Source organism: Blautia sp. CGZ-1-C1 (assembly GCF_056504575.1).
In genome coordinates this window covers 1-12,116 of the sequence record NZ_JBWLUT010000160.1, presented here as the reverse complement: position 1 = coordinate 12,116, position 12,116 = coordinate 1, and the positions used below count along the sequence as shown (strand labels likewise).

Genomic DNA, 12,116 nt, shown 5'->3' with positions numbered 1-12,116 from the left:
ACGAACCGGATTGCGATGAGTTCCTGAAATTTGCCGCAGCAGAGGGAAAAACTGTCACAGGTAGTGCGAAAGTTGATTTCTTATGTAACAAGATGCACACAGAGAGAAAATTACAGGATCTGATACCGGAAGGTACAGAGAATGTAGTAGTGATCTCCTGTGGTCTTGGTATTCAGACAGTTGCAGATCTGGCTGGTAAGCCGGTTGTTGCAGCAAGCAATACTCTGAATTACAGAGGACATCATGGCATGGCACTTACAAAGAAGAGCTGTGACGCATGTGCACAGTGCTATCTGAATATTACCGGAGGTGTCTGTCCTATTGTCGACTGTTCTAAGAGTCTTGTCAATGGACAGTGCGGCGGAGCTAAGAATGGCAAATGTGAAGTAGATCCGAATAAAGACTGTGCATGGGAGAAGATTTATCAGAGACTGGCAAAACAGGGCCGTCTCGAGGAATTCCTTAATCAGCCGGTACAGGTTCGTGATTTCTCTAAAGTTAATTTCAAAGTGATCAACGATTATGTGAAATCAATCAGAGACGACAGACTGAATGGATATTATGGTGGTGTTCATCCGTCAGAGCGCAAGGAATTAAGCGAGCATATCGCACTTAAGAGATTCCCTGAGCCGAAGACACTCGTAATCTCCATGTCACAGCATCTGGGCGCACCGGCGAACCCGATCGTTCAGGTAGGTGACACTGTCAAAGTCGGACAGAAGATTGGTGAAGCTGCCGGATTTATCAGTGCTCCGGTACATTCCAGCGTAAGCGGAACCGTAGTTGCTGTTGAGCCTCGTATGCATGGCACAAGAGGCAGTGAAGTGATGGCTGTTGTTATTGAATCGGATGGAAAAGATACTCTGCACGAATCCGTACAGCCACATGGTGATCTCGACAGCCTGACTCCGGATGAGATTATCGACATCATCCGTGAAGCAGGAATCGTTGGTATGGGTGGCGCAGGTTTCCCGACATGTGTCAAACTGAAACCGGCGAAACCGGTTGATACCATTCTCCTCAACGGATGTGAGTGTGAGCCGCTTCTTACAGCTGACCACAGAGTTCTCCTTGAGTTTGCAGATGACATCATCTTTGGTCTGAAAGCAATCCTTAAGACAACAGGTGCCGAGAAGGGTATCATCGTTATCGAGGATAACAAGCCGGATGCCATCGAATTAATGCAGGAAAAAGTTGCTAATATCGGAAATATGGAAGTATTTGTTGCAAGAACCAAATACCCGCAGGGCGCTGAGAAAACTCTCATCAAGCGCGTTATGGGCAGAAAGGTTCCAAGCGGCGGACTCCCGGCAGATGTTGGTGTTGTAGTAGATAATATCAGTACCGTAAAAGCAATCTCCGATGCGATCCAGAAAGGTATGCCTCTGGTTGAGCGTGTTGCAACTGTAACAGGCGAGAAGATTAAGAACCCGGGCAACTTTATCATCAAGATCGGTACCAGCGTAAAAGAGCTGATCGATTACTGTGGTGGATTTACAGATGATGATGTACTTGTTAAGATGGGTGGACCTATGATGGGATTCCCTCTGAGTACTCTGGAAGTTCCTATGATGAAGGGCTCCAACGGTATTATCGCGATCGATACAGACGAGACGAAAGAGCAGCCATGTATCAAGTGTGGACGTTGTGTGGATGTATGTCCGATGGAACTTTCTCCACTGTATTTCGTGAAATATGCGAAGGAAGAGAACTGGCAGGCTATGAAAGACATGAGCGTTATGGATTGTGTTGAGTGCAGATGCTGTCAGTATATCTGTTCTTCCAAGATTCCGATCATTAACAGTATCAAAGCCGGAAAAAATGCAGTAAGGGGGATGAAGTAATATGTTAATAACCCAGTTAAAAGCAAAAGAAACTATCACATCACTGACAGCTGGAAAGAAAGTTTTCATCATTAACTGCCATGGATGTAAAGAAGTTCGTTTTCCGGAAAAAGAAGCTGTCGAACTTCAGAAGGAGCTCTCCGCTGAAGGAAATGTGACAGGAATTATGACAACGGATTATATCTGTAATCCGGAAAATATGCAGTTACGTCTTAAGAAACATATGGATAAGATCAAAGAGTCTGATCTTGTTTTAGTATTCTCCTGTGGTGTTGGTGTACAGACCATTTCAGAATATCTGGATGACAAGAAAGTATGCGCAGCCTGCGATACATATCCGGTACCTGGTTTCCAGGGCGTGACACCGTTAGAGTATAAATGTGATCAGTGTGGTGAGTGTTATCTGAACCTTACCGGCGGAATCTGCCCGATCACAGCATGTTCCAAGAGTCTTGTAAACGGCCAGTGCGGCGGTTCCAAGAATGGCAAATGCGAAGTGGACAGCGATATGGAATGTGGATGGGAGCGCATCTACAGACGTCTGAAAGAGATCGGACGCCTTGATCTGCTGAAATGCCCGACACAGATTCATAATTTCGCAACAGATGATGATGTGAAATAATATAGAAGCATAAGTTACGATACTGTTCACTTAGAATTGCAGCGCGGATTTATATATAGGGCATAAGGCCGGAATATTTGAGCATTGTATGAGTATTGCAGATATGCTTTGTAGTTATGTTTTGTGGAATGTATATAAATGGAGTGGACAGTATTCAAGATTAATTATATTGATTGGAGTAATGTACAATGAAAATGAAAGAATTATTCGATCGTGGTGAATTTGTAGTTTCTGCAGAGGTGGGACCGCCAAAAGGAATCCATGTGGATGAGCTGGTAGAAGAAGCCAAAACTTATCTAAAAGATGTTCATGCAGTTAACGTAACAGATAACCAGTCTTCTGTTATGCGTCTTGGATCTTCTTGCTATGTGTAAGGTTCTTAAGGATGCCGGTATGGATCCGATTTTCCAGCTTGCATGCCGTGACAGAAACCGTATCGCTCTGGAATCTGACCTTTTAAGTGCAGCAATGCTTGGTATTGAGAATATTCTTTGTCTGACAGGCGACCATACAAAGATGGGTGATCACCCACAGGCAAAACCGGTATTTGACCTTGATTCCGTATCCCTTCTTCACACAGTGAAGCTTCTGGAATCCGGTGTAGACCTTGGCGGAAATGAACTGGTTGGTGAGCCGCCTAAATTCTCCAAAGGTGCTGTTGTATCTCCATGCAGCGACTCCGTTGATGCACAGCTTGCAAAGATGGAAAGAAAAGTTGCAGCAGGTGCAGATTACTTCCAGACACAGGCTGTATTTGAGCCGGAGAAATTCATCAAATTCATGGAGAAAGCAAAACAGTTCGGAAAACCGGTACAGGTTGGCATCATCATTCCGAAATCCGCTGGAATGGCTAAATTCATGAACAACAACGTTGCCGGTATCCACGTTCCGGATGAGATGATCGAGGAACTCAAAGCCGACAAAGAAAAGACAAAAGCAGGTATCACAGGTGTTGAGATCGCCGCACGTATCATCAAAGAGTGCAAGCCATATTGTCAGGGTGTACATATCATGGCACTTGGCTGGGAATCCAAGATCCCGGATCTGCTGAAACTGGCTGAGATCTGATTTTTACGAGGAAATTAGCCGAATCTGTTATCTGGTATAGGACCAGATAGCGAAAGCGGATTACAAATATCCGCCAGACATTGAGATTATAAGGTAATTGAACTGAGATATATCATAAAAAGTACATGAGGAGCTGCCCTGTTCACATATGAAAATGTATGTGGACGGGCAGCTTTTTGTATTATATCTTTATTGTTCACTTTGTTTGCAGCAAGACACTTTGTAATGTAAAAATATGAATCTCTTTGTGCAAAACCTAAGGAGTATTGTATATCACGGAATCGTGAGAACAGTAATTTTTAGGTTACTGTTCACACTCCACTATTCCGCGAGGTGTTTTGGCATGAATATGCCAAAATCCCGAGACATACCGCGCGAATTTATGCGATTAGCATAAATTCTGTGCATCGCGAAGCGTGTTGCTGTGAACGGAGTGAACAGTAACATTTTTAGCATTTTGATGATTGACAAATTTATTCTTCAAGTTTATAATAGGCGGCAGAAAAGATAAGAAAGACCAACACGCTGAAGAGAAGAGTACGCTGAGAAACGTTACAGAGAGAAATGCATTTTGGTGCAAGCATTTTATCGCGAACCAGCCGAAGACCACCTCTGAGTGACTTTAATACAGTCCGGTGATTCCGTTACCATCAAATGAAGTGGTTCTGATAAGACAGAACAATCGGGGTGGAACCGCGAGTATATGATATCTCGTCCCCTACAGTATTTAACCGTACTGTAGGGGACTTTTTTTATTTCTTTCTTTTGCCCCTTTGCAGTACAAAAGCACCGGCAGAAATTTTTTAAGAAATTCTGCTATATATTTTGGATTGGCATGCTGTACTATAAGTCAGTGTGCATCTGAAAAATATAAAAACAAATTATAAAAAGGAGATAATGACCATGATCGTAACATTAAAAGACGGCTCAAAAAAAGAATACGCCGAAGCTAAATCAGTAATCGACATCGCTTACGACATCAGCGAGGGACTTGCACGTGCAGCCTGTGCAGGAGAAGTAAACGGAGAAGTTGTTGACTTAAGAACAGTTCTTGACAGTGACTGCGAATTAAACATCCTCACAGCCAAAGATGAGAAGGGACTTGCAGTTCTTCGTCATACAGCATCCCACGTACTTGCTCAGGCAGTACAGACCTTATATCCGGATGCAAAGGTTGCTATCGGACCTTCTATCGATACAGGATTCTACTATGATTTCGACTGTCCTCCATTTTCCCGTGATGACCTGGATGCAATCGAAAAAGAAATGAAGAAGATTATCAAAAAAGGCGCAAAAATCGAGCGTTTCACAAAATCAAGAGAAGACGCCATTGCATACTTCAAAGAGAAAAACGAGCCATATAAAGTAGAACTTGTGGAAGACCTTCCAGATGGAGCAGAAATCTCCTTCTATTCTCAGGGAGACTGGACAGATCTCTGTGCAGGACCTCACCTTATGAGCGTAAAAGGCGTGAAAGCATTCAAGCTTCTCTCCTCTTCCAGCGCTTACTGGAGAGGCAGCGAAAAGAACGCAATGCTGACACGTATCTACGGAACAGCTTATGCTTCCAAAGATGAACTGAAAGAGCATCTTGAGCAGATGGAAGAAGCAAAGAGACGTGACCACAACAAACTTGGCCGTGAGATGAAAATCTTTACAACTGTAGATGTAATCGGACAGGGACTTCCGCTTATCATGCCAAACGGTGTCATCATCATGCAGGAACTTCAGCGTTGGATTGAAGACGAAGAGACAAAACGTGGCTATGTAAGAACCAAAACTCCATTAATGGCTAAGAGTGATCTTTACAAGATTTCCGGTCACTGGGATCATTACAAAGACGGTATGTTCGTCCTCGGAGATGAAGAAACAGATAAAGAAGTATTTGCACTTCGTCCAATGACATGCCCATTCCAGTACTATGTATACAAAGCTGAACAGCACAGCTACCGTGACCTGCCACTTCGTTACGGTGAAACATCTACTCTGTTCCGTAACGAGGATTCCGGCGAAATGCATGGTCTGACACGTGTACGTCAGTTTACGATTTCTGAAGGACATCTGATTGTAAGACCAGACCAGATGGTGAAAGAGTTCAAAGACTGTATTGCACTTGCTCAGTACTGTCTGCAGGTTCTCGGCGTAGAAGAAGATGTAACTTACCATCTTTCCAAATGGGATCCGAATAACAGAGAAAAATATATTGGTGAACCGGAAGTATGGGAAGAGACAGAAGGCCATATCCGCCAGATGCTTGAAGAGCTGAATATTCCATTTACAGAGGATGTCGGAGAAGCTGCATTCTACGGACCTAAGGTTGATATCAACGCCAAGAACGTATACGGAAAAGAAGACACAATGATCACAATCCAGTGGGATGCTCTTCTTGCTGAACAGTTCGATATGTACTATATCGACGAAAACGGCGAAAAACAGCGTCCATACATCATCCATCGTACATCCATGGGATGTTATGAGAGAACACTGGCATGGCTGATTGAGAAATATGCAGGTATGTTCCCAACATGGCTTTGCCCGGAACAGGTTCGTGTCGTTCCGATTTCCGAGAAATTCCACGACTATGCTGCCAAAGTTGAAGCACAGTTAAAAGAAAACGGAATCCGCTGCTCCGTTGACCAGCGTTCCGAAAAGATGGGCTACAAGATCCGTGAAGCACGTCTTGCAAGAGTTCCATATATGCTCATCGTTGGTGCTAAAGAGGAAGAAGAAGGCAAAGTTTCTGTAAGAAGCCGTTACCTTGGCGATGAAGGAACGAAAGAACTTGACGACTTCCTTGCAGCAATCAAAGAAGAAATCAAGAATAAGACTATTCGTAAGATTGAAGTTCAGGAAGAGAATAAATAATTTGTATCTACAAGCATTGTATTGTTACGAAGAGGAAAGCAGGGACTAAAAACAGCCCCTGCTTTTTCTTGTTATTGTTAATTTCAAGTATCGGGGCATACTCATTAGATGGTTAAAATGCCAGCGTAAACGTGACGTTATTGAGCGTGAATATGCTTAAAAGACAAGATATTCGGTACGGCTTTACATCAAATATAATTGACAAATAGTTTGAGGATGCTTACAATAGCAGATAAGTGGTCTCTGCCGGATTGCAGTAGTGAATAAACAGAAGTTGACTTAATGAGAGCAGAGTGAATCAAGCAGGAAAGGAATTAGACAAATGAGCAATTGGGAAGCAAACGTCCGTAAAGTAATACCATATACACCAGGTGAGCAGCCAACCCAACCGGATATGATCAAATTAAATACAAATGAGAACCCATATCCTCCGGCACCTGGAGTGGAGAAAGTACTTAAAGGTATGGATACCGATACCATGAGACTTTATCCGGATCCGGCAGCGGGAGATCTGGTACATGCGATCGCACAGAATTATCATTTAAAAGATGAGCAGGTTTTTGTGGGAGTAGGCTCTGATGATGTTCTTGCCATGAGTTTTCTGACATTCTTTAACTCAGAGAAGCCGGTTCTTTTTCCTGATATTACCTATTCTTTCTATGACGTATGGGCAGATCTGTTCCGTATTCCATATGAAAGACCGGCTCTGGATGAGAACTTTCATATAAAGAAGGAAGACTATTTCAAAGAAAACGGCGGAATCGTTTTCCCGAACCCAAATGCACCGACGGGTGTGGAAATGCCATTAGAGGATGTGGAAGATATCATCCGTCATAATCCGGATATCATTGTTATTGTGGATGAGGCATATGTGGATTTCGGCGGTCAGTCAGCACTTCCATTGATTGAGAAGTACGACAACCTTCTGGTTGTGCAGACATTCTCCAAATCACGTTCCATGGCAGGCATGAGAATCGGCTTTGCATGCGGAAATGAGAAACTGATCAAATTCCTGAACGATGTGAAGTATTCTTTCAATTCCTACACGATGGACCGTACAGCACTTGCAACGGGTGTGGCAGCAGTGGAGGACAAGGAATACTTTGAGGAAACATGTAATAAAATCATAGAGACGAGAGAATGGACAAAGAAAGAATTAAAGGCGCTGGGATTCTCCTTCCAGGATTCTAAGTCTAACTTTATCTTTGCCACTCATGCAACCTGTCCGGCAGCGGAGCTTTTCGAAGCACTGAGAGAGCAGCATATTTATGTCCGCTATTTCCCGAAGGAAAGAATTGATAACTTCCTTCGTATCACGATTGGAACAAAGGAAGAAATGCAGAAGTTTATTGATTTTCTGAAGGATTATCTGAAATAAAATTTAGGAGGTTTTAATGGAAACACTGGTACATTGGTTCTCGCAGAATCTGTCACAATATATTTCGCCGGAGGGAGCGGTTTTTCTTATTTCCATGATTCCGCTTCTGGAACTCAGAGGAGGGCTTTTGGCAGCGTCTCTTCTGAAGATTTCTGCGGCAAAGGCGATTCCATTATGTATTGTGGGAAATATCATTCCGATTCCGTTTATCTTGTTATTTATCAAGCAGATTTTCAAAGTGCTGAAAAAGACAAAGATTTTCAGAGGATTGATCATAAAATTGGAAGACCGTGCGATGAGAAAAAGTGATCAGGTGAAGAAATACGAATTCTGGGGCCTGATGCTGTTTGTGGGAATCCCTCTTCCGGGAACAGGAGCATGGACCGGATCACTGATCGCGTCACTTCTGGAGATTGATATTAAGAAATCATCTCTGGCGATTCTTTGTGGAATCATTATGGCAACGGTGATTATGTATATCGTTTCTTACGGCTTGGTGGGAAATCTGGTACATTAACCGAATCAGGCAAGTCCGTCGCTAAGCCCTTTCTGATAAACTGCAAAGCAGCTATTCGATATAGAGTCACGTAGCGGATGATTTTATCTGCCTGATTAAAAAAGTAGTTCAACTGTTTAGTTTAACAGAAGAACTACTTTTTGTTTTTTTACAGTAATTTACGTTTCAGCATATCCGCATTGGAAGCAAATTTCAATGCGGTTTCTTTTGTTATTTTTTTCTGTTTGTAAAGTTCCAGAAGGCTCTGATCCATGGAGCGCATATGCTCATGCGCTGAGGAGGCGATAACCCCATCAATCTGATGTACTTTGTTATCGCGGATCATATTTCTGATCGCCGGATTGAGGCGCATAACCTCGAAGACAGGAATCGTATGTCCATTCACATCCGGGACAAGCTGCTGGGAAATAACAGCCTGCAGTACCATGGACAGCTGGATGGAAATCTGTCTCTGCTGGGCTGGTTCGAATACATCTACGATACGACCGATCGTGTTTGCTGCTCCGGTGGTGTGAAGACTGGAGAGAACGAGATGTCCTGTCTCGGCAGCAGTCATGGCAGTCTGAATCGTCTCGTAATCACGCATTTCACCAAGGAGAATCACATCCGGGCTCTGGCGCAGGGTAGCACGCAGGGAAACCAGATAACTCTCCGTATCGGTGCATATTTCTCGCTGGCTGACGATGCATTTGTCATGCCGGTGCAGGTACTCAAGCGGATCTTCCAACGTAATGATATGTCCTTCACGAGAGTGATGCCTCCTGTTAACGTGTAAACTGAACGCTGTAATTATCATCGTCCCCTATGTATTGCTGAATAGTTTCTTCATCCTGACTGTTGGAATCGAAAGTCGGATCCATGCGCGACCAGGAGTCACCGCTGAATTCAACAGCTTTATCAACCCATCCTTTGGAGCGGATATAGACATTGATCCAGGCATGCTTAACGGTGCCGGCATATCCAATCTGTAGTTTGCAGGGAATGTCACGTGCTCTGAGCATGGCTGTGGTCAGGGCAGCATAGTCAAAACAGATTCCTTTTTTGGATTTCAGGGTTGCATCCACATCGGGCAGGTAACCGGCTTCGACATTGTCGGCCAGATCATAATCGTAGGTAAGATTCCGGACTACGTAGTTGTAAATGGCTGTGAGGGCATCCACATCGGAAGTATCCTCAGAGACAATGGAGAGAGCCAGTTTGCTGGACTCGGAATCCGTAGTGAAATTTACGTATTGATTCGGATAAAGGAATGGAAGAAATTCATTCTTCAGGCTGACTTCCAGTGTATCTGCGAAGAGAGCGGCGTACTGGGAACCGTCAATCTGCTGATAACAGCATACCTGGTAAGTGCCGCTTCTGGCGGAAAATCGAAACAGGAACTTTTTTGACGTTAAAATTGTCTTGCCAGGAAATACGTTTTGGAATAATATAGTATTGTCAGAATCGTAGAAGATGTGCTAAGATAAATGTGAATATTGTGGCTTTGGACGCTGCCATAATCTGGTTACTGTGCACAGAGTGAACAGTAACATAATCTGATATTCATGTCGTTTCGGACAGATTATCCCATTAACTGTTATAGAAAAAGAATGTAGAACAACATCCATAAGAAACACTATTAAGAAAAATTTCGAAGAAACATTAATAAGTAACATTGTTAAGAAAGATCATTAAGATACATAAGAATTTGAAAAAACCAATCAAAATAATTGTGACTATTAATTTTTGGATAAAAAGGCAGAGGATTATTTTATGAGAGAAAAGTATGAATCATTATCACTGGCAACTTTAAAAGAATTGGCAAAGGCCAGAGGGTTAAAAGGGGTTTCTGCATTAAGAAAACCAGAGTTGATCGAGAGAATGCTTCACGAAGATGAACTGGAGAATGCTTCAAAATCACAGGAAACAATGCAGGAAAAGCCGCAGCAAGAAAATATTTCCGACAGTGCGGGCGTAAATGAAGAACCACAGCAGTATGCCAGACCGCAGCAGTACATCAGACCACAGCCGTATATCAGACAGCAAGAGCGCCAGCCGGAGCGCATGCAGGATAGAAATCAGGAACGCCAGGATCGTCAGCCGGAACGTGCACAGGACAGAAATCAGGAGCGTCAGGAACGCCAGTTTGAGCGTGTACAGGACAGAAATCAGGAGCGCATGCAGGAAAGACCGCAGTATCATGCTCCATCAGAGACAGCGCAGCTTGACAGCGGAGAACGCGCAGATGGAATCCTGGAGGTACTTCCGGACGGATATGGGTTTATCCGCTGTGAGAATTATATGCCGGGAGAAAATGATATTTATGTATCACCTTCCCAGATCCGCAGATTTAACCTGAAAACAGGAGACATTATCAAAGGAAATATCCGTATTAAGACACAGGGTGAGAAGTTCAGCGCCCTTTTATATGTCACTTCCATCAATGGATTCCATCCAAGTGAAGGTCAGAAACGATATAATTTCGAGGACATGACGCCGATTTTTCCAAACGAGAGACTTAAAATGGAAAGACCGGGTGGAACAGTTGCGATGAGAATCGTGGATCTGATCAGCCCTATCGGTAAAGGCCAGAGAGGTATGATCGTATCTCCTCCGAAAGCAGGTAAGACAACTCTTTTAAAAGACGTTGCCAAATCGATTCTGCGAAATAATCCGGACATGCACCTGATCATTCTTCTGATCGATGAACGTCCTGAAGAGGTTACGGATATCAAAGAGGCGATTCGTGGTGATAATGTAGAAGTTATTTATTCTACATTTGATGAACTGCCAGAACATCACAAACGTGTATCTGAGATGGTTGTAGAGCGTGCGCGCCGTCTGGTAGAGCACAAAAAGGATGTTACGATCCTGCTTGACTCTATCACAAGACTTGCAAGAGCATACAACCTGATCATCCCGCCAAGCGGAAGAACCCTTTCAGGTGGTCTTGACCCGGCGGCACTTCATATGCCTAAGAGATTTTTTGGCGCTGCGAGAAATATGAGAGAGGGCGGAAGTCTTACGATTCTTGCGACAGCTCTGGTAGATACAGGAAGTAAGATGGATGATGTAATCTATGAAGAATTCAAGGGAACCGGTAATATGGAACTCGTTCTCGACCGTAAATTACAGGAAAAACGAGTATTCCCGGCTATTGACATTCAGAAATCCGGTACGAGAAGGGAAGACTTGCTTCTGTCCAGAGAAGAGCAGGAAGCCGTATACATTATGAGAAAAGCTCTCAACGGTATGAAGTCTGAAGATGCAGTCGAGCAGATTCTGAATATGTTTGCACGCACCAAAAATAATGAAGAGTTTGTACAGACAGTCAAGAAGCAGAAATTTATTTAGAAAGCGGATGATTTTATCCGATTGACCAGTTTCGTGCAAAAACACTTCGCGGGATATTATCAGTGAACAGTAACTACAAAATTTCTAAAAAATATATTAAATAAATTTTAAAATATCTTGCATTCTACAGGACAATATGTTATACTCATAAAGCTGTTTAATAGTAAATTCGTCAAATGAATACGAATAGAAAATAGAATCTTTACAGAGAGGTGAAAATCATGAGAGAAGGAATCCATCCTAATTATTATCAGGCAACTGTAACCTGCAACTGTGGAAACACATTCGTAACAGGATCTACAAAACAGGACATCCACGTAGAAATCTGCTCTAAATGTCATCCATTCTATACAGGTCAGCAGAAAGCAGCTCAGGCTCGTGGACGTATCGATAAGTTCAATAAGAAATACGGCCTGAACAAATAATCAGAATATAGTAGAAATTGAGAAGGTTGAGGTTGGGAAATCTCAACCTTTCTTGTTTTCTGGA

General features: G+C 43.1%; 11 protein-coding genes, 1 pseudogene and 1 other annotated feature. Of the genes and pseudogenes, 10 read left to right on the top strand and 2 right to left on the bottom strand.

Features of this window, described 5'->3' with window-relative positions:
* From rsxC to AC058W_RS14940, 7 genes are all read left to right on the top strand, one after another.
* A partial coding sequence (gene rsxC / locus AC058W_RS14970) for an electron transport complex subunit RsxC (RefSeq protein WP_479390259.1) occupies positions 1-1,844 on the top strand: 1,844 nt, incomplete at its 5' end.
* A gap of 1 nt (position 1,845) precedes the next feature.
* Positions 1,846-2,466 carry a methylenetetrahydrofolate reductase C-terminal domain-containing protein gene (locus AC058W_RS14965; RefSeq protein ID WP_117844161.1) on the top strand — a complete coding sequence of 207 codons (621 nt, stop codon included), beginning with the start codon at positions 1,846-1,848 and terminating at the stop codon, positions 2,464-2,466.
* Positions 2,467-2,654: 188 nt separating this feature from the next.
* On the top strand, positions 2,655-2,840 hold the full coding sequence (locus AC058W_RS14960; protein WP_479390258.1) for a hypothetical protein: 186 nt from the start codon (positions 2,655-2,657) through the stop codon (positions 2,838-2,840).
* The gene (locus AC058W_RS14955; protein WP_479390257.1) at positions 2,833-3,534 is read left to right on the top strand and encodes a methylenetetrahydrofolate reductase; all 702 of its coding nucleotides are present in this window, start codon (positions 2,833-2,835) and stop codon (positions 3,532-3,534) included. Before AC058W_RS14960 ends, AC058W_RS14955 begins: the two co-directional genes overlap by 8 nt.
* A 516-nt stretch (positions 3,535-4,050) precedes the next feature.
* Positions 4,051-4,256 (top strand) — a binding site (T-box leader).
* A gap of 181 nt (positions 4,257-4,437) precedes the next feature.
* Positions 4,438-6,399, top strand: coding sequence for a threonine--tRNA ligase (gene thrS / locus AC058W_RS14950; protein ID WP_117844160.1), 1,962 nt, complete (start codon positions 4,438-4,440; stop codon positions 6,397-6,399).
* Between the two features lie 322 nt (positions 6,400-6,721).
* Entirely contained in the window at positions 6,722-7,777 is a 1,056-nt protein-coding gene (gene hisC, locus AC058W_RS14945; protein WP_479390256.1) for a histidinol-phosphate transaminase, read from the top strand.
* A 16-nt stretch (positions 7,778-7,793) separates the two neighbouring features.
* Positions 7,794-8,294, top strand: coding sequence for a COG2426 family protein (locus tag AC058W_RS14940; protein ID WP_117674336.1), 501 nt, complete (start codon positions 7,794-7,796; stop codon positions 8,292-8,294).
* 148 nt (positions 8,295-8,442) lie between these two features.
* Here the strand turns inward: AC058W_RS14940 and AC058W_RS14935 are convergent.
* Together AC058W_RS14935 and AC058W_RS14930 are read right to left on the bottom strand one after the other, a co-directional pair.
* Positions 8,443-9,042: pseudogene (locus AC058W_RS14935) on the bottom strand (type IV pilus twitching motility protein PilT); the annotation flags it as partial.
* A gap of 16 nt (positions 9,043-9,058) precedes the next feature.
* Positions 9,059-9,490 carry a transglutaminase-like domain-containing protein gene (locus AC058W_RS14930; RefSeq protein WP_279222426.1) on the bottom strand — a complete coding sequence of 144 codons (432 nt, stop codon included), beginning with the start codon at positions 9,488-9,490 and terminating at the stop codon, positions 9,059-9,061.
* Positions 9,491-9,526: 36 nt separating this feature from the next.
* Here AC058W_RS14930 and AC058W_RS14925 point away from each other — a divergent pair, with 36 nt between their 5' ends.
* The 3 genes from AC058W_RS14925 (at position 9,527) to rpmE (ending at position 12,052) form a co-directional block, all read left to right on the top strand.
* Positions 9,527-9,682, top strand: a complete 156-nt coding sequence (locus tag AC058W_RS14925) for a hypothetical protein (RefSeq protein WP_243098806.1) — start codon at positions 9,527-9,529, stop codon at positions 9,680-9,682.
* A 364-nt stretch (positions 9,683-10,046) separates the two neighbouring features.
* Positions 10,047-11,627 carry a transcription termination factor Rho gene (gene rho / locus AC058W_RS14920; protein ID WP_118516578.1) on the top strand — a complete coding sequence of 527 codons (1,581 nt, stop codon included), beginning with the start codon at positions 10,047-10,049 and terminating at the stop codon, positions 11,625-11,627.
* Between the two features lie 221 nt (positions 11,628-11,848).
* A complete protein-coding gene (rpmE, locus tag AC058W_RS14915; RefSeq protein ID WP_020993628.1) occupies positions 11,849-12,052 on the top strand; it encodes a 50S ribosomal protein L31 in 204 nt (67 codons plus the stop codon).
* Positions 12,053-12,116: the final 64 nt, after the last annotated feature.